General features: G+C 73.9%; 27 protein-coding genes. 13 read left to right on the top strand and 14 right to left on the bottom strand.

What is annotated here, in order from left to right; genetic code table 11:
* Positions 1-17 precede the first annotated feature (17 nt).
* Both ACZ51D_RS25925 and ACZ51D_RS25920 read left to right on the top strand, forming a co-directional pair.
* Positions 18-221 (top strand): DUF397 domain-containing protein, encoded by a 204-nt coding sequence (locus ACZ51D_RS25925; protein WP_465614996.1) that lies wholly within the window; start codon positions 18-20, stop codon positions 219-221.
* A gap of 141 nt (positions 222-362) precedes the next feature.
* The gene (locus ACZ51D_RS25920; protein ID WP_465614995.1) at positions 363-566 is read left to right on the top strand and encodes a DUF397 domain-containing protein; all 204 of its coding nucleotides are present in this window, start codon (positions 363-365) and stop codon (positions 564-566) included.
* Between the two features lie 345 nt (positions 567-911).
* Here ACZ51D_RS25920 and ACZ51D_RS25915 read toward each other — a convergent pair whose 3' ends face one another.
* Together ACZ51D_RS25915 and ACZ51D_RS25910 are read right to left on the bottom strand one after the other, a co-directional pair.
* Positions 912-1,316, bottom strand: a complete 405-nt coding sequence (locus ACZ51D_RS25915; RefSeq protein WP_465614994.1) for a MarR family winged helix-turn-helix transcriptional regulator — start codon at positions 1,314-1,316, stop codon at positions 912-914.
* A gap of 64 nt (positions 1,317-1,380) precedes the next feature.
* A complete protein-coding gene (locus ACZ51D_RS25910) occupies positions 1,381-2,223 on the bottom strand; it encodes an SDR family oxidoreductase (RefSeq protein WP_465614993.1) in 843 nt (280 codons plus the stop codon).
* Between the two features lie 111 nt (positions 2,224-2,334).
* Here ACZ51D_RS25910 and ACZ51D_RS25905 point away from each other — a divergent pair, with 111 nt between their 5' ends.
* The gene (locus ACZ51D_RS25905; RefSeq protein ID WP_465614992.1) at positions 2,335-2,832 is read left to right on the top strand and encodes a MarR family winged helix-turn-helix transcriptional regulator; all 498 of its coding nucleotides are present in this window, start codon (positions 2,335-2,337) and stop codon (positions 2,830-2,832) included.
* Between the two features lie 195 nt (positions 2,833-3,027).
* Here the strand turns inward: ACZ51D_RS25905 and ACZ51D_RS25900 are convergent, their stop codons facing one another.
* Complete coding sequence (locus ACZ51D_RS25900; protein ID WP_465614991.1) at positions 3,028-3,462, bottom strand: VOC family protein; 435 nt, start codon at positions 3,460-3,462, stop codon at positions 3,028-3,030.
* Between the two features lie 343 nt (positions 3,463-3,805).
* The gene (locus ACZ51D_RS25895; protein ID WP_465614990.1) at positions 3,806-5,050 is read right to left on the bottom strand and encodes an RNA-guided endonuclease InsQ/TnpB family protein; all 1,245 of its coding nucleotides are present in this window, start codon (positions 5,048-5,050) and stop codon (positions 3,806-3,808) included.
* 152 nt (positions 5,051-5,202) lie between these two features.
* Here ACZ51D_RS25895 and ACZ51D_RS25890 point away from each other — a divergent pair, with 152 nt between their 5' ends.
* Positions 5,203-5,640, top strand: a complete 438-nt coding sequence (locus ACZ51D_RS25890) for a glutaredoxin domain-containing protein (RefSeq protein WP_465614989.1) — start codon at positions 5,203-5,205, stop codon at positions 5,638-5,640.
* A gap of 37 nt (positions 5,641-5,677) precedes the next feature.
* Here the strand turns inward: ACZ51D_RS25890 and ACZ51D_RS25885 are convergent, their stop codons facing one another.
* Both ACZ51D_RS25885 and ACZ51D_RS25880 read right to left on the bottom strand, forming a co-directional pair.
* A complete protein-coding gene (locus tag ACZ51D_RS25885) occupies positions 5,678-6,226 on the bottom strand; it encodes a cysteine hydrolase family protein (RefSeq protein ID WP_465614988.1) in 549 nt (182 codons plus the stop codon).
* Complete coding sequence (locus ACZ51D_RS25880; protein ID WP_465614987.1) at positions 6,223-6,753, bottom strand: MarR family winged helix-turn-helix transcriptional regulator; 531 nt, start codon at positions 6,751-6,753, stop codon at positions 6,223-6,225. Before ACZ51D_RS25880 ends, ACZ51D_RS25885 begins: the two co-directional genes overlap by 4 nt.
* Positions 6,754-6,914: 161 nt before the next feature.
* Between ACZ51D_RS25880 and ACZ51D_RS25875 the strand changes: the two genes are divergently transcribed.
* Complete coding sequence (locus ACZ51D_RS25875; protein ID WP_465614986.1) at positions 6,915-7,706, top strand: hypothetical protein; 792 nt, start codon at positions 6,915-6,917, stop codon at positions 7,704-7,706.
* Positions 7,707-7,802: 96 nt separating this feature from the next.
* Here the strand turns inward: ACZ51D_RS25875 and ACZ51D_RS25870 are convergent, their stop codons facing one another.
* Positions 7,803-8,543, bottom strand: coding sequence for a helix-turn-helix domain-containing protein (locus tag ACZ51D_RS25870; protein WP_396290370.1), 741 nt, complete (start codon positions 8,541-8,543; stop codon positions 7,803-7,805).
* Positions 8,544-9,125: 582 nt separating this feature from the next.
* Between ACZ51D_RS25870 and ACZ51D_RS25865 the strand changes: the two genes are divergently transcribed.
* Positions 9,126-10,355 carry a serine hydrolase domain-containing protein gene (locus tag ACZ51D_RS25865; protein WP_465614985.1) on the top strand — a complete coding sequence of 410 codons (1,230 nt, stop codon included), beginning with the start codon at positions 9,126-9,128 and terminating at the stop codon, positions 10,353-10,355.
* Positions 10,356-10,463: 108 nt separating this feature from the next.
* Here ACZ51D_RS25865 and ACZ51D_RS25860 read toward each other — a convergent pair whose 3' ends face one another.
* The 3 genes from ACZ51D_RS25860 to ACZ51D_RS25850 all read right to left on the bottom strand — a co-directional run bounded on the left by ACZ51D_RS25860 (position 10,464) and on the right by ACZ51D_RS25850 (position 13,033).
* Positions 10,464-11,615, bottom strand: coding sequence for an acyltransferase family protein (locus ACZ51D_RS25860; protein ID WP_465614984.1), 1,152 nt, complete (start codon positions 11,613-11,615; stop codon positions 10,464-10,466).
* A 153-nt stretch (positions 11,616-11,768) separates the two neighbouring features.
* Positions 11,769-12,503, bottom strand: a complete 735-nt coding sequence (locus ACZ51D_RS25855; RefSeq protein WP_465614983.1) for an HAD family hydrolase — start codon at positions 12,501-12,503, stop codon at positions 11,769-11,771.
* A gap of 119 nt (positions 12,504-12,622) precedes the next feature.
* Positions 12,623-13,033, bottom strand: coding sequence for an ester cyclase (locus ACZ51D_RS25850; protein ID WP_360509408.1), 411 nt, complete (start codon positions 13,031-13,033; stop codon positions 12,623-12,625).
* Positions 13,034-13,225: 192 nt separating this feature from the next.
* Here ACZ51D_RS25850 and ACZ51D_RS25845 point away from each other — a divergent pair, with 192 nt between their 5' ends.
* On the top strand, positions 13,226-13,849 hold the full coding sequence (locus tag ACZ51D_RS25845; RefSeq protein WP_465663654.1) for a TetR/AcrR family transcriptional regulator: 624 nt from the start codon (positions 13,226-13,228) through the stop codon (positions 13,847-13,849).
* Positions 13,850-14,107: 258 nt separating this feature from the next.
* On the opposite strand, the gene ACZ51D_RS25840 is transcribed toward ACZ51D_RS25845, so the two are convergent.
* The gene (locus tag ACZ51D_RS25840; RefSeq protein WP_465663653.1) at positions 14,108-14,482 is read right to left on the bottom strand and encodes an ArsR/SmtB family transcription factor; all 375 of its coding nucleotides are present in this window, start codon (positions 14,480-14,482) and stop codon (positions 14,108-14,110) included.
* A 134-nt stretch (positions 14,483-14,616) separates the two neighbouring features.
* Here ACZ51D_RS25840 and ACZ51D_RS25835 point away from each other — a divergent pair, with 134 nt between their 5' ends.
* Entirely contained in the window at positions 14,617-15,795 is a 1,179-nt protein-coding gene (locus ACZ51D_RS25835; RefSeq protein ID WP_360509402.1) for an MFS transporter, read from the top strand.
* A 91-nt stretch (positions 15,796-15,886) separates the two neighbouring features.
* Here ACZ51D_RS25835 and pgm read toward each other — a convergent pair whose 3' ends face one another.
* Positions 15,887-17,527, bottom strand: a complete 1,641-nt coding sequence (gene pgm, locus ACZ51D_RS25830; protein ID WP_465663652.1) for a phosphoglucomutase (alpha-D-glucose-1,6-bisphosphate-dependent) — start codon at positions 17,525-17,527, stop codon at positions 15,887-15,889.
* A gap of 138 nt (positions 17,528-17,665) precedes the next feature.
* Positions 17,666-17,965 carry a YciI family protein gene (locus ACZ51D_RS25825; RefSeq protein ID WP_465614979.1) on the bottom strand — a complete coding sequence of 100 codons (300 nt, stop codon included), beginning with the start codon at positions 17,963-17,965 and terminating at the stop codon, positions 17,666-17,668.
* A 303-nt stretch (positions 17,966-18,268) separates the two neighbouring features.
* Here ACZ51D_RS25825 and ACZ51D_RS25820 point away from each other — a divergent pair, with 303 nt between their 5' ends.
* Complete coding sequence (locus ACZ51D_RS25820) at positions 18,269-18,616, top strand: hypothetical protein (protein ID WP_465614978.1); 348 nt, start codon at positions 18,269-18,271, stop codon at positions 18,614-18,616.
* Between the two features lie 63 nt (positions 18,617-18,679).
* The gene (locus ACZ51D_RS25815; protein ID WP_465663651.1) at positions 18,680-20,182 is read left to right on the top strand and encodes an FAD-binding protein; all 1,503 of its coding nucleotides are present in this window, start codon (positions 18,680-18,682) and stop codon (positions 20,180-20,182) included.
* A gap of 99 nt (positions 20,183-20,281) precedes the next feature.
* Here the strand turns inward: ACZ51D_RS25815 and ACZ51D_RS25810 are convergent, their stop codons facing one another.
* Positions 20,282-21,823, bottom strand: coding sequence for a multicopper oxidase family protein (locus tag ACZ51D_RS25810; protein ID WP_465614976.1), 1,542 nt, complete (start codon positions 21,821-21,823; stop codon positions 20,282-20,284).
* A 450-nt stretch (positions 21,824-22,273) separates the two neighbouring features.
* Between ACZ51D_RS25810 and ACZ51D_RS25805 the strand changes: the two genes are divergently transcribed.
* Genes ACZ51D_RS25805 through ACZ51D_RS25795 form a run of 3 tightly spaced genes read left to right on the top strand, consistent with a single transcriptional unit; the run spans position 22,274 to position 25,142 of the window.
* Positions 22,274-23,794: a pyridoxal phosphate-dependent decarboxylase family protein gene (locus tag ACZ51D_RS25805; RefSeq protein WP_465614975.1), complete on the top strand. Its 1,521-nt coding sequence runs from the start codon at positions 22,274-22,276 to the stop codon at positions 23,792-23,794.
* Positions 23,791-24,465, top strand: a complete 675-nt coding sequence (locus ACZ51D_RS25800) for a hypothetical protein (RefSeq protein ID WP_465614974.1) — start codon at positions 23,791-23,793, stop codon at positions 24,463-24,465. Before ACZ51D_RS25805 ends, ACZ51D_RS25800 begins: the two co-directional genes overlap by 4 nt.
* Positions 24,462-25,142 (top strand): DUF6875 domain-containing protein, encoded by a 681-nt coding sequence (locus ACZ51D_RS25795; protein ID WP_465614973.1) that lies wholly within the window; start codon positions 24,462-24,464, stop codon positions 25,140-25,142. Before ACZ51D_RS25800 ends, ACZ51D_RS25795 begins: the two co-directional genes overlap by 4 nt.
* Positions 25,143-25,321: the final 179 nt, after the last annotated feature.

Below are 25,321 nucleotides of genomic sequence, written 5' to 3'. Positions count from 1 at the left end.
TGACCAGGAGGCCCGCCATGGACCCCGCCCACATCACCACCTGGCGCAAGAGCACCCACAGCGGACAAGGCGGCCAGTGCGTCGAGGTGGCAGACGGCTTCACCGGCATCGTCCCGGTCCGCGACTCCAAGGACCCGAGCGGCCCGGCCCTCGTCTTCCCCTCCCCCGCCTGGCAGTCCTTCGTCACCGCCATCCGCACCGGCGAATTCGACGCCGAGTGATCCCGCCTGTGCGCCGCAGCCAGGCGACAGACGGGCCAACCTTGCGGTGATGCCGGCGAGGTGGTGGTCATACCCCACCCCGCGCAGGAAGTCGGCTCTGCCGACTTCCCACTCCACCCACTCGATCAGGAGGGACCCGCAATGGACAGCAACTCCCCCACCACCTGGCGCAAGAGCACCCACAGCGGCGGCGGCGGCGAGTGCGTCGAAGTGGCAGACGGCTTCACCGGCATCGTCCCGGTCCGCGACTCCAAGGACCCGAGCGGCCCGGCCCTCGTCTTCCCCTCCCCCGCCTGGCAGTCCTTCGTCACCGCCGTCCGCGCGGGCGAATTCGGTACCGGCTGACGGTGCTCGCAGGCCGCCACCCCGGCCGGTGCGCACGGTGTCCACGGGTGGCCACGTCTGCGCGGCTGTCCGGGTGTTGGAGCGCCCCCGGGGCGGCCGGCGGCACGATGGTTGCTCGCTGCCGGGTCTGGTGCGGGGTCCTGTGGCCGGAGGCCGTCTTCGTCCGCTGGTTGGTGCTCGGCGGCGGTCAGCTTGACGGGCACGGCGGAGGCGAGGGGCACGGGAGGAAAGCGGCCGCCCCTTCGGGGGCAGCGGGGGTGCGGGCCGGCACCAGGGCGCACCCGTCCCCCCGGTTTTGGTGGCGGTTCCGCACGCTGGCCGTTGACGCCCGGTCGACGATCGTGATCAGCGGGTTTCGAGGTTGTGCGTCATGCGTTCGAGGACGCTGACGGCGGTGTGGTACTCCTGCGCGGTGATGCCGGTCATGGACAGTTCGCGGAAGGCGCTGATCCGGTCCTCGACGGCGGCGAGGCGCCGGCGGCCGTTCTCGGTGAGCACCAGCCGGCCGGGTGCGGGGCGGGTGGCCCAGTCGTCGGTGAGAGCGGTGTCGATGGCGGCGGTCAGGGTGGGGAGGTCGGCGTTGGGTGCGAGGGCCGTGTGGACGTCGGTGTCGGCGGCGTCGGGCGTGTCGCGGATGACGTTGAGGACCTGCCAGGCGGTCCGGGTGAGGCCGAACTCGTCGAGCATGCCGTTCATGGAGCGGGTGAGGGCCTTGTCGGTGCGATTGAGCCAGTAGCCGATGGGCTTCACGGTGATGGTCCTTCAGTGAGGTCGGGATCGCGCGGGGCGGGGCGGGGCGCGGGAGCGGCGGCGGTCAGCGCGTGGTGAACGCGGCGGCGTTGTCGGTCGCCCATTGCCGGAAGGTGCGCGCGGGCGTGCCGAGCAGGGTTCGGGTGGTGTCGGCGATGGGGGCGGGGCCTGCGGACGCGGCAGCCCACAGGGCGAGCAGGGAGGAGACCATCGGGGCCGGCATGAAGCGGCTCATCTGCTGCTCGGCCTGCTCGTGGGTGATCGTGTCGACGCGGATGTCGCGGCCGAGGACCTCGGCCAGGACGGCGATCTGCTCGCGGAAGGTGAGGGATTCGCCGCCGGTGAGGGTGAGCGCGCGCCCGCGGCGGGCGGTGTCGGTCAGGGCTGCGACGGCGATGTCGGCGATGTCCTCGGGGTGGATGGGCGCGATGTGCGCCTCGGGGTAGGCGAGCTGGATCGGCAGGCCGTGCCCGATGAAGTGGGACCAGCCGAGGGCGTTGCTGGCGAAGGCGTCCGGGCGCAGGAAGGTGCACGGCAGGCCGCTGGCGGTCAGGGCGCGCTCGACGAGGAGGCTGTGCGAGGCCAGCGGGTCGGTCTCGGCGTCGGGGGCCAGAACCGAGGAGGAGGACAGCAGTACGACGTGCTCGACGCCGGCGGCCCGTGCGGTCTCGGCGAAGGCGTCGATGCCCTCGGGCTGGGGGTAGAGGAAGACCTGGCGCACGCCGTCGAGCGCGGCCGGGAAGGTCTCGGGCCGGCTGAGGTCGACTTCGGCGACCTCGACGCCGGTCGGGACGGCCAGCTCGGCGGGCTTGGCGCTGGCGGCGCGGACAGGAAGGCCGGCGGTGTGCAGGCGGTTGATGACGGCCTGGCCGACCTTGCCACGGGCGCCGGTGATGAGGATGGTCATGAAAACTCCCGGAGGCTCACGAAGCTTGCTCGAAGACATATGCATGATTGCATGCACGTAATTTCACGTCAACACATGCCTTCCAAAGCTCACGGACATTACGATGGGTGCATGACGACGAACGAGCCGCAGACGGCCGAGGAACTGCTGAACGCCGTGGGCCCCGCGTTCTCCAAACTGCGCCGCACCTCGCTGCTGGAGGTCGAGAACCCCGTCTCGGCCAAGGACCTGAGCCGCACCCTGGTCCTGAACATCGTCCTGGAGCACACCCGGGACTCCGACAAGGAGATCACCGTCGGAGCGGTGGCCGAACTCCTCGGCGTCGACCCCTCGGTCGCCAGCCGGATGGTCACCGACAACATCAAGGCCGGCTACCTGACCCGTGCCGCCTCCCAGCAGGACGGCCGCCGCACCGTCCTCCTGCTCAGCCCCGAAGGCGCCGACCTCATGGCGCGCTTCCGGCGCCACCAGCGTGCGGCGTTCGAGTACATCACCGCCGACTGGGCCGAGCACGACCGCCTGGAGTTCGCCCGCCTGATGCTCAAGTACGTCGGCTCCCTCGCCCAGTTGAACGATCGCCGCCCGGCCGAGGACGCCAAGGGATCCTGACGATCGCAGGCCCGGCCCTCGTCTCCCCCTCCCCCGCCCGGCACTCCTTCGTCACCGCCGTCCGCACCGGGGAGTTCGACACCCGGGAGTTCGGCACCGGGGAATCGGCACCGGGAAGCTGAGGGTGCTCGCACGCCGCCACCCCCGACCGGGGCGGCGGTGTGGCGGCGTGGCGGCTGCGGCAGGGAAGGCGGCTCAGTCGAGGCAGAACTCGTTGCCCTCGACGTCCTGCATCACCAGGCACGACTCGTTCTCGTCATCGGCGGTCAGCAGTTGCACGCGTACCGCGCCGAGTGCGACCAGTCGGGCGCATTCGGCCTCGAGTACGGCCACGCGCTCCTCGCCCACGAGTCCGGTGCCGACCCGTACGTCGAGGTGCACCCGGTTCTTGACGACCTTGCCTTCGGGAACGCGCTGGAAGTACATGCGCGGGCCCACCCCCGTGGGGTCACTGCACGCGAACCACGCACCCCGCTTCTCCGGCGGCAGTGAGAGGTTGAAATCGTCCCAGGTGGCAAACCCGTCCGGCGGCGTCGGTGCTACGTAGCCCAACACCTCGCACCAGAAACGGGCGACGCGTTCGGGGTCCGCGCAGTCGAAGGTGACCTGGAGTTGCTTGACCGATGACATCGGGTCACCCTAACAGGGGGGTTCGGGGCTCTTCCGCTCAATTTCCGGTGGGGTTCCCCGGGTTGGCGGGCGAAGCCGCGCCCCGGGCCCCACCAGCTCCCTTCACTGTCGCGTGACGGTCACCCACACGGCGTCCTGCCCGGTCACGGCACCCCGCCGGACGGCGACGGGGGCGGCGGCGGTGCGCGCGGTGACGCTAGTGGTCGGCTTCCTGCAGCGCGGATTCCCCCTGATGGCCGGTCAGCGCAGGCGAGGGCCCGGTGCGGGGCCGGCGCCGCACGGCCACGTCCAGTAGCCTGCGCACTCTTGACTTCCTCCCCCTCGTGAACGAGGGGGATTCCCCTCAGCCTCGCGGCTGAGCCGCTGCGAGTGTGCGCTGCGGTGGGACGACTTCCTGCTTCACCGACGACCGCCCGCCCGGAGTGCTCCGTTGAGGTCTTACAGCGTCTCCACAGGCGGCAACCGCCAGCCCGGCGGCCAGGATGTTCTTCGCCGCGTTCACGTCCCGGTCGTGGGTCGTCCCGCAGTCACACGTCCACTCACGGACGTTGAGCGGCATCCTGCCTCGCAAGATACCGCAGGCACTGCACAGCTTGGAGGAGGGAAACCAGCGGTCGATCACCACGAGCTCCCGCCCGTACCAGACCGCTTTGTACTCCAGCATGCTCCGCAGTTCCGACCACGACGCATCGGCGATCGCGCGAGCCAGAGTACGGTTCCTCAGCATGTTCCGCACGGTCAGGTCCTCGATCACGAGCGTTTGGTTCTCACGCACGAGAGCGGTGGTGACCGTGTGTAGGAAGTCCCTGCGACGGTCGGCGATCCGGACATGCGCCCGGCCGACCTTCAACCGGGCCTTGTCCCGGTTCTTCGATCCCTTGGCCTTGCGCGCAAGATCCCGCTGAGCCTTCGCGAGGCGCTGCCGGTCATTCCGCTCATGCCTCGGGTTGCGGATCTTCCCGCGCCCGTCCGTCAGACCTTCGATCGGTCTGGACAGGACGAGCAGCGACGCTATGCCCGCATCGATACCGACAGCGGCGTTCGTCACCGGCATCGGCGCCGGGCGGTCGTCGCACAGCACCGACACGAACCAGCGTCCGGCCGAGTCCTGCGACACGGTGACCATGGTCGGTGTACTGCCCTCGGGCAGAGGCCGGGACCACACGATGCGCAGAGGCTCGGCCATCTTCGCCAGCGTCAGCCGACCGTCCCGCCACCGAAACGCGGAGGACGTGTACTCGGCGGACTTGCAGGACTTCTTCCGGGACTTGAAACGCGGGTACTTCCCCCGTTTCCCCCAGAAGTTGACGAACGCACCCTGCAAGTGCCGCAGCGCCTGCTGCAATGGAACGGAGGAAACCTCGCAGAGGTAGGCCAGTTCCTCGGTCTTCTTCCATGCCGTCAGCATCGCACTGGTGGCGTTGTAGTTGACGCGCTCCTGCCGCTGCTGCCACGCGTCCGTACGCGCCTGCAGCGCCAGGTTGTAGACCTTCCGCACGCACCCGAACGTGCGCGACAGCTCAGCCGCCTGCGCATCGGTCGGATAGAAACGGAACTTGAACGCCCGCTTCACGGAAGTGGTCCGCACGAATCACACGATACATCATCAGATTGTGACCATTTGCTGGCGGTTGGTAACCGGCGGTCCGTCTCTACGACGACCCGCCGTCCCCTGCCCCGCTACGCGGGCGGTCCGTTTCCTCCCCCGGCTGAAGCCGGGGGTATCCCCGGAGACATCCGATGACGCGCCCTTGGATCATGCCGGTACTGCTCCTGCTGTGCGGCTCGGTCGTCGCGGCCGGGCTGGCCTCCCGGGGCAGCCTCGGGCCGGCGGCGGCCTTCCTGCTGGTGTTCGTGCTGTGCGCGCTCGTGAACTCGCCGCTGGTCTTCCCGCGTTCGGTGAGCGTGGCGCAGGCGCAGCGGCGCAGCGCGGCCGACGGGCGGCCGGTGGTCCTGTGGCGGCCGGGCTGCAGGTACTGCCTGCGGTTGCGGTTGCGGCTGGGCCGCGATGCGCGCCGGGTGCACTGGGTGGACATCTGGCGCGATCCCGAGGGGGCGGCGGCCGCGCGGGCGGTGAACGAGGGCAACGAGACGGTGCCGACGGTCTTCGTGGCGGGGCGGGCGCACACCAATCCCCCGGTGGAGTGGGTGCGCGCGCAGCTGTCCGCGCGCGGGTGAGCGGAGCCGGCGGGGGGTCCGCGCCCTCGGTGTCTCGTCAGGCCTGCGTGGCGAGGAGGGTGTCGGTGGCGGTGACGGTGGCGCCCAGGTCGCGGAAGGTGTGGAGGGCGGCGGTGTGGGCGGGGGCGGACAGGGCGGTGACGGCGTCCTCGGCGACGGTGGTGGGGTAGCCGAGGGTGACGGCGGTGCGGACGGTCTCGCCGACGCCGTACTCGGTGGTGATGCCCGCGACGACGAGGGCGGTGGCGCCGAGGCGGCGCAGGCGGTCGGCGAGGTCGGTGCCCTCGAAGGCGTCGATGCCGTACTTGGTGACGACCTCGTTGCCGGGGCGGGCGTCCACCTCGGGCGCGAAGCGGTTGGCGTGGGAGTCGGGGCCGCCGTCGCTGCCGTCGATGCGGGCGTAGCGGACCAGGACGACGGGCAGGCCGGCCGTTTCGAAGGCGGTTTTCAGGCGGGCGGCGGAGCGGACCACGGCGGTGCCGGTCAGTGGGGCGGATGGGCGGTTGACGATCCAGTGCTGGAGGTCGACCAGGACCAGGACGGTGCCGGGGGCGAGGGCGGCGGGGCTGTCGGGGGTGTCGGTCATCGGGGTTCCTCGGGGTGGCGGGCGGCGCGGGCCGGGGTTGGGTCGGTGTCGCGCAGGGCGGCGGTGGAGCGTTCCAGGAGGTCGCGCAGCTGGGCCTGTTCGGTGGTGTCGAGGGCGTCGGCGAGGCGCTGTTCGACGGCGCGGGCCAGGGTGTCGGCCTTCCTGGTCAGGGTGCGGCCGGAGCGGGTGAGCGTGGCCACGAGGACCTTCCGGTGGACGCTGGAGGTCTCGCGGGTGATGAGGCCCTTGTGTTCCAGGTTGGCGAGGACCGTCGTCATGGTCTGCGGCGTGACCATGCACGCGCGGGCGAGCTGGGCGCCGGACAGGCCGGTGGTGGACTGCTGCAGGACGAGCAGGGCGACGTACTGGGGGACCGTCAGGTCGACGGTGCGCAGCACGCGGGTCTTCTCGCCGATGAGTGCCTGCTCGGCCCGTTTGATGGCGTGGCCCAGGCGGTCGTGGAGGTCGGGCGGGGCCTGGGCCGGGCCGTCGGTGCCGCTGCCGCTGCTGGTGTCAGTGTCGGTCATGGTGATCGCATCCCTGGCCGCTCCCCGGTCCTAGGCTGTTCGGGCTTTACGTTATATCAGTGGCCTGACACTGTGCCAGATGGGGAGTCGGCGGGTACGTCCCGTGGGCCGGGGTGCGAATCCGGTGGCATCGGCGGCTCGTGGGCGGGGAGACTGCGGGGATGGAGACTCCTGTTCCGGACCTGCGCGTGCGCAGCGTCGTGCCCGACTACGCGGGCATGCATCCCCTGGTCGCCGAGCTGGTGCTACCCGAGGGCGCGTCGATGTCCGTCATGAGCGCGCTGGAGACCTCCCGCGAGCTGATCCGGCATTCCTTCTACCGGTACGAGTTCGCCACCGTGGCCGTCACCCACTCCCTGTCGGCCCTGGAGCAGGTCCTGGCGGGGCGGCTGGCCGACGAGGACGCCCCGTTGCGGGAGCTGGTCCGGCGGGCCGGCGACGCGGGGCTCGTCCCGGCGTACCTGGCCGGGGAGTTGGAGCGCGCGGTGCGGCTGCGTGAGCGGATCGCGCGGGGTGCCGTGAGCAGCGGCGTCGTGAACCCGCTCAGGGCCGTCGATCTGCTGCGCGCCGTGTTCGACACGGTCGCCCTGCTGCTGGGCCCGCCGTCGCAGGCGGGGCCGGCTGCTGGGGAGCCCGGTCCGGGCGAGCCGCAGGAGCGCCTGGCCCGTCTGTGGGAGGAGCACCGGCAGGCCCCGTTCCCGGAGAGCTTTCGCGGCGTGGACATCGACGGCGCGGACCTGATCCAACTGGACGCCGACGTGGCCGGCCTCGTCCGGCGGGAGCTGGGCGGCGGACTCGACGCCGACGGCGTCGCCGTCCTGTGGGCGTGCATCGCCGGCCTCGGCAGGGCCGTGCCCGTGCTCGACGAGGAGTACTGCGCCGCCTACTTCACCCGGCTGCGCACCATGGCCGATCTCGTGGCGGCCCGCCACCTGCCCCCGGCGGCCGCCTGACGCCCGGCACCCGGCACCCGACGCCTGACGCCTGACGCCTGACGCCTGACGCCTGACGCCTGACGCCTGAGTGGGCGTACACGCCCGGACGGGGTCTCAGGACGGCGAGGACGTGCCGCCGGGCGCGGCGGGCTTGGTGTGCAGGACCTCGCGGGCCTGTTCGGCGGCGCGCAGGATGCTCTCGCTGATGAAGTCGAGGAAGCGGGCGACGTTCTCCAGGCGGTGGGCGGCGGGGGTGCCGGCGCCGAGGACGGCGACGCCTTCGCGGGCGGTGGCGACGAGTTGGTCGTTGGCGCGGGCGCTGGCGATGGTCGCCTGGTAGAAGAGTTCGTCGTCGACGATGTAGCGGTCGCGGCGGCGTTCGTCGCGTTCGCGGCGCACCAGGCTCTGGCTCTCCAGGAAGGCGATCGCCTTGGAGATGGAGGCCGGGCTGACCTGGAGGCGGTGGGCGAGGTCGGAGGCGGTGAGGCTGCCCGCGTCGGTGACGAACAGGCAGGTCAGCACCCGGGCCGTCATCTTGGACAGGCCCGTGCCCATCATGACGGTGGTGAGCGTCTCCTCGTAGTCGGCCACGGCCTCGGCGTCGCGGCCGTGGGCGTGGGGGGCCGGCTGCGGCCCGCGGGCGGCGGCGGGTCCGCGCCGGTGGGCGCGGCGTTCGGTGGCACGGTGGGCCAGGTCGGCGCGGTAGGCGGTGGGGCCTCCGTTGCGCATCACCTCGCGGGTGACGGTGGAGGTGGGGCGTTCCAGGCGCCGGGCGATCTCGGCGTAGGGGAGGCTGTCGGCCAGTCCCAGCGCGATCTGCTGGCGTTCCTGCTGGGTGAGTCGGCCTCCCGGCATCGCGGTCTCCTCGGTGGTGCCTCGTGGTGGTCCTTGATCCCCACGATAGCGTTCACCTCTCATCCATTGCAATGAACAAGTCTCATGCCGTTGCGCTACTGACAGAACCGTTGCAACACTTTCCCGCATCCCACCTGCAGATATGGCCGTCTGACGCAACGAACATGTTGTCGCTACCTGGAAAGCAACGTAGCGTTTCCGGTGTCAGAAAGATCGCCCGACCGGCCGGCCGAAGCACTGGCCGGCCGAGACACCGCCGGCCGAGACACCGGAGAACACCGTGCAGAAGTTCGACACCCCCGCCGCGATCACTGCCGTCCTGGACATCCGCGCCACCACCCCGCACGGCGACATCACCGCCCGCAGCCTCTGAGCCCCCGAGCCCGACCGCCGCCCGCCCGGGGAACCGACGGCACGCCCGCACCGGGACCGACCGCGTGGCGGCACGGGGCCGCATGGGCCAGGCGCGGGCTCCGTACGGGTGGATTCGCCAGGACGCGTCCCGCGCGGGGGCGTACCCGGCCGGTCGGGCTGGTGATGCTGGCGTGGGTCCGCTCCCCCGACCCGAAAAGGCGCCCCGACGTGCGACGCACCCACCACCGCAGACTGTTCGCCGCCGCCCTGGTCGTGGCATCCGTGCTGGCCCCGATCACGGCGGCCCCCGCCACCGCGACCGCCCGCCCCGCGGGAGTCCACCCCACGGGCAACCACCGGTACGACACCCGCCACGGCGGGGACGACTGCCCGCCCGACGGGCTCGACCCCGACCTGACCGCCCGCCTGGACACCGCCATCGAGTCCGTGCGCCGCCAGGCCGCCATCCCCGGCGTCGTCGTCGGCCTGTGGATGCCCGGCCGGGGGTGCTACGTGCGCGCCACCGGCGTCGCCGACACCGCCACCGGCGCGCCGATGCGCACCGACTCCTACGTCCGCATCGGCAGCGAGACCAAGACCTTCACCGTCACCGCGCTGCTCGAACTCGTCGACGAACACCGCGTCGGCCTGGACGACCCGATCTCCGCCTACGTCGACGGCGTGCCGAACGGCGACTGCATCACGCTGCGCCAGCTCGCCGAGATGCGCAGCGGCCTGTTCCCGTACACCTCCGACCCGGACTTCATCCACGACCTGCTGAGCGACCCGCAGCGCTCCTTCACCCCGCAGCAGGCGCTCGCCTACGGCTTCAGGCACGACAACACCTTCGACCCGGGCCAGGAGTTCCAGTACTCCAACACCAACCTCGTCCTGCTCGGCCTGGTGGTCGAGAAGGCCGGCGGGCGCCCGCTCGCCGAGTTCCTGCGCGAGCGGGTGCTGCGCCCCTCCCGGCTGCACCGCACCCTGCTGCCGCAGGGCCCCGAGTTCCCGCAGCCGCACCCGCGCGGCTACACCGACCAGACGCTCAGCGGCGCCACCGCCGACGCCACCGACTGGAACCCCAGCTGGGCCTGGGCGGCCGGGGCGATGATCTCCGACCTGCACGACCTGCGGCACTGGGCCGAGGTCCTCGCCACCGGGCGGCTGCTCAGCCCCGGGACCCAGGCGCAGCGCCTCACCACCCTGCCCACCGGCTTCCCCGGGACGAGCTACGGCCTGGGCATCTTCGACGCCAACGGGTGGATCGGGCACAACGGCTCCATCCCGGGGTACGAGACCGTCACCGTCTACCTGCCCGCGCAGCAGGCCACGCTGGTCATCGAGATCAACACCGACTCCACGGTCCAGGGCCAGGAGCCGTCCACGCTCCTGGCCCGGGCGATCACCGGGATCGTCACGCCGGACAACGTCTACGACGGGGCGGTGGTCACGCGGTAGGCGCACCGGCCCGGCGGCCCGGCGCCGCCCCGGCCCGCACGGGCGCCGCGGCCGGGGCCCGACGTGCGCTCCGCCAGGGGCCTTCAACGCGGCGGGGGCGGGCGCCGCTCAGCCCGCCCATCCCCTCCCCCGCGCCGCCGTGCCCGCCCGCGCCAGGTGCCGCACCGCGGGCCGTTCCACCACCGCGTACGTCAGCGCCCCCGCCCCCAGCGTCACCGCGAACGCCGCCAGCGTGAGAGCGGCCGCGACCGGGGCGGGGTAGGTGCGCTCGCCCAGGAGCAGCGGGCGGCCGTGGAAGAGGACGACGCCCTGGCAGAGGTAGAAGCCGAAGGAGACGCCCCCGAGCCACTGCGCGAACGGGCGGGCGGGGGCGGGGTGGTGGAGGTCGCGGTGGGCGGCGGCGCAGACGAGCAGGGCCAGCGGCACCAGCATGGGCAGGGTGAAGTCGTACGGGGCGGGGACCGCGAGGGTGAGCGCGTAGGCGGGCGCGACGAGGAGGGCGGCGGGGGTGAGGCCGGGGCGTGGGGCGAGGCCGGCGGCGACGGCCCGGGCGAGGAGCATGCCGAGGACGAACTCCGGCAGGCGGGCCGGCGGGAAGAGGTAGCCGAACCACAACTGGTCGAGGGATACCGGTAGTTGGGGGATCCGGGGTCGGTCGGGCAGCAGGGCGTCGTCGGCGGCGGCCACGGCCGCGGCGGCCGTCAGGGCCAGGGCGATGGCCGGCCGCAGGCCCCGGTCGGGCAGGCGGCGCAGCGCGCGGTGCAGGAGCGGGAAGAGCAGGTAGAACAGCAGCTCGCAGCAGAGCGACCAACTGGGCATGTTCATACCCGAGTTGATGTTGGGGTCGGGTGATTCGGCGTGCACGAGCAGGAGGTTGGGCAGCCAGGTGCGCACCGGTGCGGTCTGGGCGAACAGCAGGAGCGCGGCCGCCCACATCACCAGGTGGGTGGGGTAGATCCGGGCCAGGCGCCGGCGCCAGAAGGCGCCCGGCTTCTCCCCCTCCCGGGCCGACCGGGTCAGGACGAAGCCGCTGAGGACGAAGAAGAAGGACACTCCGGCGTACCCGGCCTTGGAGGTGGCGTGGGCGAGCGCGCCGGCGAGGGGACGGTCGGCGAAGAAGGTGAGGGGTGCCTGCGGGCGCAGCGGGTCGGCGGTGAGGAAGGCGTGGAAGAGGAAGACGGCGAGGGCGGCGGCGAAGCGCAGGGCGGTGAGGGTGGGCAGATGTCCCCCGGACCTGCCGTGATCGCTGTGTGCGCGCATGATCTGACTGTAGGTCACGGACGCGTGGGGGCCTGCCCGGGGCAGCTCGCTCCCCCGGCCCCGGGGAAGCCCCGGGGCCGGGCGGGTGCGGCCCCGGCGAACGGACGCCCGGCGGACGGCGGACGGCGGACGGCGGACGGCGGAACGGGACCGTCAGCCCCCGCTCGGGGCCGCGCCCAGGGCGGCGGGCAGGGCCTCGAGGGAGTGCAGGACGTGCACGCCGTCCGCCACCGGGGCGCCGTCGGCGGACCGGTCGAGCCAGAAGGCGTGCAGGCCCGCGTCGCGGGCGCCGAGCGCGTCGAGGTCGTACTTGTCCCCCACGTAGGCGACCTCGTGCGGGGCCAGGCCCAGGCGCGCGCAGCCGGCCCGGAAGATGCCCGGGGCGGGCTTGGCCTCGCCGTGCTCGTCGGAGCAGACCAGCACGGCGTCGTCGAAGTGGCCCAGCAGGCCGACGGCCCGCAGCTTGCCGCGCTGGTGGCCGGCCGAGGAGTTGGAGACGATCCCGAGCCGGTAGGCGGGCGCGAGCGCGGCCAGCACCGGCGCGGCGTCCGGGAACGCGGCCCAGGCCGCGTCGCGGTGCGCCGCGTACCCGGCGAACCAGGCGGCGGCCCGCTCGTCGGACAGGTGCTCGGCGTCGTCCTCGCCCAGGCGGGCGAGGAACTGCCGGGTGCGCTCGTACTGCTGGCCCGCGAAGGTCAGCTCGCCGGCCAGGAACCGCGCGTACTGCTCCTCCATGACGCCGCGCCACAGCGCCACCGCCGCCGCGGGCGCCGGGAAGCGGCCCAGCAGGCCCAGGTCCCGCAGGTGGGCGAGGATGCCGGTCTCCTCCGACCCCGAGTAGTCGAACAAGGTGTCGTCGACGTCGAAGAGCACGCCCCTGATCGGCACGATCCGTCCTTCCCGCTGTCCCCCGGCGCCCCGGGTGCGCCCGGAGCCGTACGGAGCCGTACCCTACGCGAGGTCCGGGCGCCGGGCCCTGGGCGGCAGCCGGGGCGCCCGGCCCCGGGTCACTCGCCCTTGAGCTGCTGCACCAGGCCGAGCCGGTCGATGACGGCGTGCCGCTCGCTGATGCGGTCGCCGACGAAGCGGAACAGGGCGAAGGCCTCCGTGCTGACGCGCTTGCCGGTGGCCGGCAGGCCCATCAGCGGGCCGGTGTGGGTGGCCGTCATCCGCCAGCGCACGACGACGTCCTCGCCCTCGCCGAGCAGGTCGAGGATCTCGAACGACGGGTCGCTGTGGGTGGCGTGCACCTCGCGGATGGCGTCCTTGAAGCCCTGCGGGCCGCGGACGTTCTGGTGCAGGCCCTCGCTGGTGACGAAGTCGGCGGTGAACAGCTCGTCGGCGACGTCCACGTCCCCGGCCTCAAGTGCCTTGTAGAGGCGGCGGACGGCGTTCTTGCGGTACTCGACGGTGGTCATGGGGGTCCCCTCCCGAGGCGGATGCCAGGCGAACTGCCAGGCGAATTGCCGAAACGGACTGCCGAAACGGATTGCCACATGCGGTGGCAAGCGGATCGCCGAGCGACTTACTGAGCGATCCATCAGTAAGTTAACCTCTTACTGAGCGATTACTCAAGTAGTCGGGACGGCATGGAGAAACGGAGGCCGGGCATGGCCCAGGCGCGAAGCGGTCGGCCCTCGACCGGGGTACGGGAGGCGGTGCTCAAGGCGACCGAGGAGGTGCTCGGGGAGGCCGGACTGGCGCTGTCCACCAAGGAGATCGCGCGCCGGGCGGGCGTCGCGGAGTCGAGCATCTTCTACCACTTCGGCGACCGGCTGGGCCTGCTCCAGGCCGTCATCGGGCTGCACCTGCCGGCCTTCGCCGACGCGACGGCCATCCTCGGCACACCGGAGGCCGAACCCGAGGCCGACGCTCCCGAAGCCGACCTGGAGGCCGACCTCGCCGCCCTGCTCACCCGCCTCGAACAGTTCTACCGCCGGATCATGCCGATCCTCGGCGCCGTCCAGTCCGACGCCGGGCTGCGCGGGCTGCTCGCCGAGCGCGACGGCGAACTCGGCCCGCACCTCGCCCTCGGGGCGGTCGCCGGCGCCGTCCGCGCCCGCCAGGGCGCCGGCCGGCTCCCCGCCGCGCTCGACCCGTCGGCCGCGGCCCTCCTGCTCGTCGGCGCCGCCCACCAGCGCGCCCTGCACACCCATCTGCTGGGCGAGGCCGCAGCCCGCTTCCTCCCCCCGGTGGCGGCCCTCGCCCGCACCCTCGCCCCGGCCTTCCGGTAACCCGCCCTCCGGTAACCCGCCCTCCGGCAACGCGCCTTCGGACGACAGCAACCCCCGGCACGGCCCGCAGGACGGCGATGACGACGCCGGGCGCGCGCCGGCCGCGCGCCCGGCCTCGCCGCGGAACCAGGCGCCATGAGCCGGGCCACGGCCCCGGCAGCGGGGTTGCCGCGCACTGGAGTTGCGCGTGCGCCCGGGCGGCCCCCCGGCGCCTCATCCGGCGCCTCCTCCGGCGCGCCAGGGTGCGATTCCGGCTGCTCAGGCGGGAGTCGCGGCCGCCGCGAGGAGGGCGTCGAGCAGGCCGGGGAAGCGGGTGTCGAGGTCCGCACGGCGCAGGCGCACGAAGCGGTTGCGGCCGGCGACGCGGGTGGTGGTGACGCCGGCTTCGCGCAGGACGCGCATGTGGTGGGAGACGGTCGACTTGTGCAGGCGTTCCAGGCCGAGGCCGCGGGGGTCGCAGGAGTGCTCGGCGTCGTCGGCGTAGCTGAGCAGCAGGGTGAGGCGGACCGGGTCGCCGAGGGCGTGCAGGACGGTGACGAGGTCGATGTCGGCGGTGGCGGGCTGGGGAAGCCGCTCGTCCCCGCCCGTGACACTCGTGGCGCTCGTGACAGTCGTGGCGCTCGTGACGCTCATGGCGCTCAGCCTCCGGGCCGCTGGGAATGACGGGGAATGAATGGTTTGACAATCATCCACCCATCCCCGAGTGTTTGACGAGCTTCAAACTGTTGCACGTCCATCCAACAATCTGTCATCGGGGGGGCTCACCCGTGCCCGTACGTCTGCTCCTGCTCGCCCTCGGCACCTTCGCCATGGGCACCGACTCGATGGTCGTCGCCGGCATCCTCGGCCCGATCTCCGCCGACCTGGGGGTGTCGGTGCCGGCCGCCGGCCAGCTGGTCACCGTCTTCGCGCTCGGCTACGCGCTGCTGGCCCCGGTCCTGGCCGCGCTCACCGCCCGCTGGCCGCGCCGGCGCCTGCTGCTGAGCGCGCTCGCGGTGTTCAGCGCGGCCAACGCGCTCAGCGCGCTCGCCCCCACCTACGGCCTGCTGCTGGCCACCCGGGTGCTGGCGGCCGCCGGCGCCGCCCTCTACACGCCGACCGCCAACGCGGTGGCCACCACCCTGGTCGCCCCCGAACGGCGCGGACGGGCGCTGGCGACCGTGCTCGGCGGGATGACGGTGGCCACCGCCCTCGGCGTGCCGCTGGGTACCTGGGTGGGGCGCGCCGACTGGCGGCTGACGATGTGGCTGGTCACCGCCCTGGGCGTGGCCGCGCTGGCCGGCCTGGCGGTGCTGCTGCGCGACCTGCCCGCCCCCGCCGCCGCCCCCACCCTCGCCGCCCGCCTGGCGCCGCTGGCCCAGCGCCGGGTGCTGGGCGCGGCCGCCACCACGCTGGTGTTCTTCCTCGCCTTCCAGAGCGTCTACATCTACCTGGCCACCGCCGTCTCGGGTGCCACCGGCGGCGACGCCAACCGGCTGAGCCTCGTCCTGCTGACCTGCGGCGTGATGTCGGTGGCCGGCAGCTGGCTGGGCGGGCGCCTGGTGGACCGGGCGGGGGTGCGGCGGGTACTGCTGGCCGGCTCGGCCGTGGCGGCGGGCGCGTTCGCCGCACTGCCGTGGCTGGGGCGCAGCATGCCGGGGGCGCTGGTGTACGCGATGGTGGTGCCGCTGGCGGGGTGGGCGGTGTCGGTGGCGCTGCCGCACCGGTTGGCGTCGATCGATCCGGCGAGCGCGCCGCTGCTGATCTCGCTGAACAGCAGTGCGCTGTACCTGGGGACGGCGGCCGGGGGTGCGGTGGGGTCGGCGGCGGTCGCGGTGCTGGGCGGGCGGTGGTTCCCGCTGGCGGCGGCGGTGCTGGCGGTGGCGGCGTGCGCGGTGGCGGCGGCGACCACGCGCGACGAGCGCCGGGCCGGGCCCGTGGTGGCGGCGGTGCCGGTACGGCCCTGAGCGGCCGGGTACGGCTGAGCGGCCGGGTGCGGTGCCGGGCGGTCGTGCGGTGCCCCGGGCCGGTGTCGGCCGGCCCGGGGCTGGGGCGGGTTCAGTTCCCGAGGACCTCGCCGACCAGGGCGCGGGCCTCGTCCTGGACCCGGGCGAGGTGGTCGGGGCCGTGGAAGGACTCGGCGTAGATCTTGTAGACGTCCTCGGTGCCGGAGGGGCGGGCGGCGAACCAGGCGTTGTCGGTGCAGACCTTGATGCCGCCGATGGCGGCGCCGTTGCCGGGGGCGTTGGCGAGGACGGCGGTGATCTTCTCCCCGGCGAGTTCGCCGGCGCCGACCCGTTCGGGGGACAGGCGGGCCAGGCGGGCCTTCTGCTCGCGGTCGGCGGGGGCGTCGACGCGGGCGTAGGCGGGGGCGCCGTGGCGCTTGGTCAGTTCGCGGTAGCGGGCGCTGGGGGTGGTGCCGGTGACGGCGGTGATCTCGGAGGCGAGCAGGGCCAGCAGGATGCCGTCCTTGTCGGTGGTCCACACCCCGCCGTCGCGGCGCAGGAAGGAGGCGCCGGCGCTCTCCTCGCCGCCGAAGCCGATCGAGCCCTCCAGCAGGCCGTCGACGAACCACTTGAAGCCGACCGGGACTTCGACCAGGGTGCGGCCGAGGTCGGCGGCGACGCGGTCGAGCATCGAGGAGGAGACCAGGGTCTTGCCGATGCCGGCGTCGGCGGGCCAGTCGGCGCGGTGGCGGTAGAGGTAGTCGACGGCCACCGCGAGGTAGTGGTTGGGGTTCATCAGGCCGCCGTCGGGGGTGACGATGCCGTGCCGGTCGGCGTCGGCGTCGTTGCCGGTGGCGATGGCGTACTGGTCGCGGCGGGTGATGAGGGAGGCCATCGCGGACGGCGAGGAGCAGTCCATGCGGATCTTGCCGTCCCAGTCCAGGGTCATGAACCGCCAGGTCGGGTCGGTGAGCGGGTTGACGACGGTCAGGTCCAGGCGGTGGGTCTCGGCGATGCGCGCCCAGTAGGCCACCGACGCGCCGCCCAGCGGGTCCGCGCCGATGCGCAGGCCCGCCGCCCGCACCGCGTCCAGGTCCAGGACGGAGGGCAGGTCCTGGACGTAGGTGCCCAGGTAGTCGTGGCGGGCGGTGGTGGCCGCGTTCAGGGCCCGCGCGTAGGGGACCTTCCTCACCCCGCGCAGGCCCTCGCGGATCAGCTCGTTGGCGCGGTCCTGGATCCGCCCGGTGGCCTCGGATCCGGCCGGGCCCCCGCTGGGCGGGTTGTACTTGAAGCCGCCGTCGCGCGGCGGGTTGTGCGAGGGGGTGACCACGATGCCGTCGGCCAGCGCGCGGGGGCTGCGCCGGTTGTGGGCGAGGATCGCGTGGGAGACCGCCGGGGTGGGGGTGTAGCCGTCGGCGGCGTCGATCAGCACGTGCACGCCGTTGGCGGCCAGCACCTCCAGGGCGGTGACCTTGGCCGGCTCCGAGAGGGCGTGGGTGTCCGCGCCCAGGAACAGCGGCCCGCCGACGCCCTGTTCGGCGCGGTACTCGCAGATCGCCTGCGTGGTCGCGGCGATGTGGTCCTCGTTGAACGCCGCGTCCAGCGACGAGCCCCGGTGCCCCGAGGTCCCGAACGCCACCCGCTGCCCGGGCTCCTGCGGATCCGGGTGCAGCGCGTAGTACGCCGTCACCAGCCGCGCCACGTCCACCAGGTCACCGGGCTGCGCCGGCTGCCCGGCCCGTGCGTGTGCCATCCGTCTACTCCCGCCGATTTGCGACTTGTGTGCCGTACCCGTCCTTGCCCGTGCTCACCGATCGTAGCCAGAACGCGACGGTGCCCCGAACCGCGGCAGGCGGTCCGGGGCACGGCGGCACAACTCTTTCCCGCGGGATCAGCCGGGCAGCTGCTGGCGGTAGTCGTCCAGGACGGGCGCGGTGGTGGTGGCGAGGAACTCCGTCACCGTGTACGCGGTCAGCCCGGCGACCACGAACGGGTCGGTGGCCACCAGCGCCTCGATCGCGGCCCGGTCCTCCCCCACCGCCAGGATGATCCCGCCCTCGCGCGGAACCTTGCGCCCCGAGGCGAGGAAGGTGCCCGCCGCGTAGTGCGCCTCCAGCCACGCGACGTGCTGCGCCAGCGCGGCGTCGATCTGCTCCAGCGGTGCGGTGTAGCTCAGCTCGAGAATGAACATGCGCCCAGGCTAGTCCGGCCGCCGCCAGGGCTTCCCGCCGGCGGCCCCTTCCCCGGGCCCCGGGAGGGTGCCGACCCCAATCCTGCCAGGTCAGGCAAGGTTTCGGTAGGACGCAGCGCACCCCGTTTTCGTCTTGCCGCGCGGTGGGCGCGGCCCGCAGACTCGTGCGACATCCCCTCCCCCTCTCCACGGCCTGACGTGCCGTCGCCCCGCTGCGGGCGGCCGGTGCGTGGCGCCGTCGTGCCCGCGGGCCGCGTGAGGAGGGGGCGGGGAGCGAGCGAAGCGACGAAGGGGGACAGACCCATGAGCGGGACGAACGTGCACGGGGACCTGGTGTTGAAGGCGCGCGTGCGGCTGCTGAGCCACAACGAGCGGGTGCTGCACGGCGAGGAGGGGCTGTGGGTGTACCGGACGCTGTTCGCGGTGAGCCCGCACGTGTACGCCTTCAAGCTGGCCCTGGTGCTGCGGGAGGCGGCCGAGGGCCCGCGGGTGGCGCACCTGCCCGAGGCGCGGGAGGCGCTGCTGGCGCAGGCCCGGGCGGCGGCGGCGAGCATCCCGGCCGGCGCGCCGGCGTACCAGGTGCGGATGTGGGAGCACACGGTGACGGACCTTCGGCTGACGGAGCAGCAGGCGGGGCGTGCGGGGCGGTAGGTGGCCGCGGGATGGTTGCGGTACGACAATCCCTTTGTGACGACTGATCGGAGAGATTCTTATATGAGCAGGTCAGGGCTGTCGCGGCGTGCGCTTCTCGCCGGTGCCGCCGCGGGTGCGGGCGGCGCCGTCGTCGGCTGGGACACCTCGGCGCGGGCGTGGGCCGCCGAGCCGGGCGCCGGTGTCGCGCGACTTCCCGCCCTGGACGGGGTGGTGACGCTGCAGGGGGCGGATCTGGAGCGGTTCTCCTCCGATTTCGGGCACCTGGTGTCCGCGGCGCCGCGGGCGGTGCTGCGGCCCGGCTCGGTGCGCGATGTGCAGCGGGTGGTGGCGTTCGCCGCCCGGCACCGGATCCCGGTGGCGGTCAACGGGCAGAGCGGGGACGTGGCGCAGGTCGGCGAGGCGGGGCTGGAGTCGCACTCCAGCTACGGGCAGGCCAACCCCCGCGGCGGGATCGCGATCGACGCGCGCGGCCTGTCGAAGGTCGTCTCGGTGCGGCCGGGGCGTGCGGTGGTGGAGGCCGGGGCGACCTGGGCGCAGGTGGTCGAGGCGGGGCTGGCGCAGGGCTGGGTGCCGCCGTGCCTGACGGACTATCTGCACCTGTCGGTGGGCGGGACGCTGAGCGTGGGCGGGATCGGCGGCGCGGTGCAGCACTACGGCCTGCAGGCGGACCGGGTGCTGGAGGTGGAGGTGGTGACCGGCACCGGGGAGCTGGTGACGGCGTCGCCCGCGCGCGAGCGGGAACTGTTCGAGGCGGTGCTGGCCGGCGGCGGGCAGGCCGGGATCATCGTGCGGGCGACGCTGGCGCTGGTGCCGGTGCGCGAGCGCGCCCACGTGTTCCAGCTGTTCTACGACGACCTGGACACCTACCTGGCCGACCAGGAGAAGGTGCTGGCCCAGGGCCGGTTCGACCTGCAGGTCGGCGACGTGGAGCGCAGCGCGGACGGGTCGCGGTGGCGGTACAAGGCGGAGCTGGTGGCGTTCGCGGACGCGGGGCAGGCGGTGGACCGGGAGGCGCTGCTGGCGGGGCTGTCGCCGGCGGCGGGCGGGGTGTCGGTGGTGGAGCAGGGCTGGCGCGAGTACGCGTTCCGGGTGGACGCGTTCGCGGGGTACCTGCGGGCGGCGGGGCTGTGGGGGCTGGCGAAGCCGTGGCTGAGCGTGTTCCTGCCCGCGTCGACGGCGCGGGTGTTCATGGCGGAGGCGGCCGAGGTGCTGACGGCGGCGGATCTGGGGGCGGGGCTGCTGCTGTTCTACCCGTACGCGCGGGAGCGGGTGCGGGCGCCGCTGGCGGTGCTGCCGCAGGAGGCGGTGGGCTGGCACTTCGACCTGCTGGCGTTCCCGGGGCCGGGGGCGGACACGGCGGCGATGCTGGAGCGCAACCGGCGGCTGTACGACCGGGCGGTCAAGCTGGGCGGCAAGCGGTACCTGATCGGGGCGGTGCCGGGGATGACGGGGGCGGACTGGCGGCGTCACTACGGGGGGCTGTGGGAGCGGGTGGTGCGGGCCAAGCGCCGTTTCGACCCGGCGGGGATCCTGGCCCCCGGGCAGGGCATCCACGCGTCCTGACGGGCCGTCGATCCGGCCCGCCGTACCGCCCGGGGCCCGGGGCCCGGGCGGTACGGCGGGCCGGTGTGCGTCAGCCGGGTGTGTGTCAGCCGGTGTGCGTCAGCTGATCTCCATCTGCGCCATCATCCCCATCGCCGAGTGGTCCAGCAGGTGGCAGTGGTACGGGTAGCGGCCGCGGTAGGAGTCGAAGGTGGCGTGCAGGCGCACGCTCTCGCCGGGCAGCAGGCGCACGGTGTCCTTGAGGCCGGCCTCTTCGGGGCCGGGTGCCGTGCCGTTGCGCTCGAGGACGCGGAACTGCACCAGGTGCAGGTGGAAGTTGTGCGGGACGTCGGTGTTGGCGTTGACGACGGTCCAGATCTCCGAGGTGCCGAAGGCCACCGCCGCGTCCACGCGCGCCGGGTCGTACACCTTGCCGTCGATCAGGCCGCGCGCGGCGCCCGGGGTCTCGTCGACCTTGAGCACGACGGTGCGTTCGCGGGCCGCCGCGCCGAGGGCGGGCAGGGTGCGCAGCCGGTCGGGGACGCTGCTGGGGTCGGGGGCGGAGCGCACGATGTCGAAGCGCATGACCTGGCCGACGTGTTCGGCGGGGCCCGGCGGCATGGAGTTGGTGAGGACCACGGAGGAGCCGATGGGGTAGCGGGAGAAGTCGATGACGACGTCGGCGCGCTCCCCGGGTGAGAGGTCGATCGTGTCGGTGGTGTGGGGGCGTTCCAGCAGGCCGCCGTCGGAGCCGATCTGGGTGATCGGGCCGCCGTCGGCCAGGCGCAGGGAGAAGAAGCGCAGGTTGGAGGAGTTGAGCAGGCGCAGCCGGTAGCGGCGGGCGGCGACCTCGGCCTTGGGCCAGGGGCGGCCGTTGGCGAGGATGGTGGTGCGGTTGAAGGGGTCGTCCATGCGGTAGACGAGGTGGCCGGAGGCGTCGAAGCGGGCGTCGCGCAGGGCGATGGGCAGGTCGTAGCGGCCGGCGGGCAGCGGCAGGGCGGTTTCGGTGGCGTCGGTGAGCAGGTAGGTGCCGGCCAGGCCCCGGTAGACGTGTTCGGATTCCGTGTGGTGGGCGTGGTCGTGGAACCACAGGCTCGCGTGGGGCTGGTCGTTGGGGTAGGTGTAGGTGCGGCTGGCGCCGGCGCCGAGCAGGTTCATCGGGCCGCCGTCGCTGGCGACGGGCACCTTGGAGCCGTGCAGGTGGACCGAGACGGCGTCGTCCAGCAGGTTGGTCTGGCGCACGACCACGGGCCGTCCGGAGCGGGCGCGGATGACGGGGCCGGGGAAGGCGCCGTTGTAGGTGAGGACCTCGGTGCGGTGCCCGGGCAGGATGCGGGCGAAGGAGCGGAGCATGGTGACGGTGTAGGTGTCGGCGCCGCCGTCGGTGGAGACGGGGCTGAGCACCGGGGGCAGCGGCAGCGTGGTGGTGAACTTCGGGGCCAGGGCGGGGCCGGTGTCCGGGCCCGGGTCGGGGGCGTCGGTGCCCGCGGGGTGGGTGTGGCCGGCCGCGGCCTGCGCGGCGGCGGTGTCCTGGCCGGCGGCGGCGTCCTGCGCGGACGCGGCGGGGGCGGCGGAGGCGGCCGGGCGTACCGCGGTGCGCACGAGCAGGACCCCTCCCCCGGTCGCCAGGGCGGCGCCGATCATCCTGCGTCTGGTCACCATCGCGCGTTCCTCCCGCATGCTGCTCCCCCGCGCGCCCGGCGGGTGCCGGGGCGGCCTGGTCCGGGGGTGATTGCAGCAGCGCCGCCTTGCGCGCGGCTGGGGTCCGGCTGGGGCGGGCGGGCGGTGCGGGAGTGCGCGGCAAGGCGGTGCGGGCGGGCGTGGCGCCGCGGTGGCCGGGGGTGGTTTCGGGGTGCGGCGGCGGTGAGCTGCGGGTGTTGCGGGCGGCTTGCGCGGCGCCACGACCGTGGCTCGGGACGCACTCGAGGAACGCTCGCGAGGCGGGGCAGCCCCGGGCCCGGTGGGCTCGCGGCACGCTCGGCTCGCACTCGGAGCACTCGGCTCGCGGAGCACTCGGCAAGCACTCACGGAGCACTCGGCTCACGGAGCACTCGGCTCGCGCAGCACTCGGCTCGCGGAGGACTCGAAGGACTCGAAGGGAAGGGCCCCAGCGTGGACCTGCGGTACTGGCTGCCGAGGGCGGCCGAGGTGGCCGAACGGTGGGGGGAGCGGTTCGGGCCTTTCGCCGCGCACCCCTCGCACCTGGTGGACGAGGCGGACTTCGCCGTCGCGTTCGAGCGCTTCGCCAAGCGCCTGGAGCACAACTACCCGTTCTTCCACCCGCGTTACGCCGGGCAGATGGTCAAGCCCCCGCACCCGGCGGCGCTGGTCGGCTACCTGACGGCGATGCGCTTCAACCCCAACAACCACGCCTACGAGGGCGGGCCGGCCACCAACGACATGGAACGCGAGTGCGTGGCCCAGCTCGCCGCGATGTTCGGCCTGCCCGCGCACGTGGGCCACCTGACCAGCAGCGGCACCATCGCCAACCTGGAGGCGCTGTACGTGGCGCGCCAGAGCCACCCCGGCCGGGGCGTCGCCTACAGCGCGCAGGCGCACTACACGCACAGCCGGATGTGCCACGTGCTGGGCGTCGACGGGTACGCGGTCGCCGCCGACGCCCAGGGGCGCATGGACGCGGGCGCGCTGGAGGAGCTGCTGCGCACCGGGCGGGTGGGCACGGTCGTCGTCACCTGCGGCACCACCGGGCTCGGCGCGGTCGACCCGGTGCACGAGGTGCTGGCGCTGGCGCGCCGGTACGGGGCGCGGGTGCACGTGGACGCCGCCTACGGCGGGTTCTTCGCGGTGCTGGCCGCCGACGACGCGCGGGCGGCGGAGCTTCGCATCGACCCGGCGCCGTGGCGGGCGATCGCCGGCTGCGACTCGGTGACCGTCGACCCGCACAAGCACGGCCTGCAGCCCTACGGCTGCGGCGCGGTGCTGTTCGCCGACCCCGCCATCGGCCGGCACTTCGCCCACGACTCCCCGTACACCTACTTCACCGACGCCGAACTGCACCTGGGCGAGATCAGCCTGGAGTGCTCGCGCGCCGGCGCCTCGGCCGCCGCCCTGTGGCTGACCCTGCAACTGCTGCCGCTCACCCCGGACGGACTGGGCGCCGGACTGGCCGCGGGCCGGCGCACCGCCCTGGCCTGGGCCGACCTGATCGAGGCCAGTGGCGAACTGACGCTGCACCAGCGGCCGCAGCTGGACATCGTCACCTACTTCCCCACCCCGAACGCCCCGCCCGCGCCGCCCGCCCCGCCCGCGCTGTCCGCGATCGACGCCGCGAGCGAGCGCGTCCTGCGCCGGGGCACGGCCGACGAGCACGACCCCGTGTACCTGAGCGTGCTGCGCGTGGACGCCGCCGACTTCACCCGCCGCCACCCGGACGTCACCGCCGACGCCGAGAGCGCCCGGGTGCTGCGCAGCGTGCTGATCAAGCCCGAGGCGGAGGCGTGGCTGCCGCGCCTGCACGCGCGCGTCGCCGCGCTGGCCGCCGAAGCCGCCGCCGAAGCCGTCGAACCGCCCGCCCCCTCGTACGCAGAACCGCCTGCCCGCCCGTCCGCCCCCACACCCGCCCCCACACCCGCCCCCTCGTCCGTCGCCTCGCCCGAGGAGAGTGTCCGTTGACCACCGCCACCGCCACCGCCACCGCCCGGCGGCCCGCCGTCCGCGCCGCCGTACGCCGGGCCCGCCCCGACGAGGCGACCGCCCTGGCCCGGCTGCTCGCCGACGCCTTCGCCGACGACGCGCTGATGCTCTGGGCCTTCCCCGACCCCGACCACCGCGCGCGGGTGCTGCCCGCCTTCTTCCGCGTCCACCTGGAGCAGTGCCTGGCCCACGACGGCGTCGTGGTCGCCCACGAGGACACCGCGTACGGGCGGCTGCTGGGGGCGCTGCTGTTCCTGCCCCCGGGCGTGTGGGAGGACCCGGGCCGCGCCGACGGCGCCGCCACCCGCGCCCTGACCGAGGCCATCGACGCCGGGCACCACGGCGAGTCCGCCCGGCGCCTGGCCGCCATCACCCACCTGCAGACGCGCCGCCACCCGCGCCACCGCCCCCACCACTACCTCGCGTTCGTCGGGGTGCGCCCCGACGCCCGCACCGCCGGCGCCGCCGAGGCGATGCTGAACGCCGTCCTGGCTCAGGTCGACGCCGACGGCCAGGCCGCCTACGCCGAGACCAGCTCCGTGGGCGGCGCCCACCTGTGCGCCACCCACGGCTTCACCCGCTTCGGCGAGGCCATCGCCCTGCCCGGCGGCGGGCCCCGCCTGGCCCCGATGTGGCGGGGGCCCCGGTGACCGCGCCCGCCACCGCCACCGCCGGCGCCCTGCGCCTGTTCAGCGCCGAGCGCATCGACGCGGGAGGGGCCGCGGCCCACCCCGAGGCCGTCGAGGTCCTCGCCTGGGCCCGCCGCTTCCTCACCACCGCCCACCCCGACCTCGGCCGCAGCGGCCCCGTCTGCCCCTACACCCAGCCCTCGCTGCGCCGCGGCCTGTTCCACATCGCCGTCCCCGACGGCAGCGACGGCGGCGACGGCGACAGCGGCGGCGACCTGCCGGCGCTGGTGGGTGAACTGCGCGCCCGCTACGAGGAGTTGCTCGCCGAGCTGAGCGAGGAGTCGGACCGCGAGCTGCTGACCGTGCTGCTGGTGCTGCCCGGCCTGGACCGGGCCTCCTGCGTGCTGGACGAGGCGCAGCGCAAGGCCAAGGACGAGTTCGTCGAACAGGGCCTGATGATCGGGCAGTTCCACCCGGGGTGTGAGGAGCCGGGCCTGTGGAACCGGTCGTTCCGGCCGCTGCGCGCGCCGGTGCCGCTGCTGGCGGTGCGCAAGCTGCTGGTCTTCGACCTGCCGTTCCTGACCGGTGACGAGGCCCATCTGAACCACTACCTGGCCCGTTTCGCGCCCGAGGTCCCGGCCCGGATCCGTGACCAGCTGGTCACCAGCGTCCGTGCCCACCAGCGGGCCGCCGCCTGACCCGCCCCCTCCCCCGGGGGGGGGGGGGGGGGGGGGGGGGGGGGGCGGCGCCCCGGGGGGGGGGGGGGGGGGGGGGGGGGGCCCCCGCCGGGGTGTCGTGGGCGGGGGCGACTGCGGACGGAGTGTACGTGGGGACGGTGGTCATGGCGGACCCTCCAGGGCAGCACGATCGGCGGTGC

This window comes from Kitasatospora sp. NPDC033851 (genome assembly GCF_055576085.1).
Note: the sequence above shows the minus strand (reverse complement) of the source record. Positions and strands in the feature narration are given on the sequence as shown.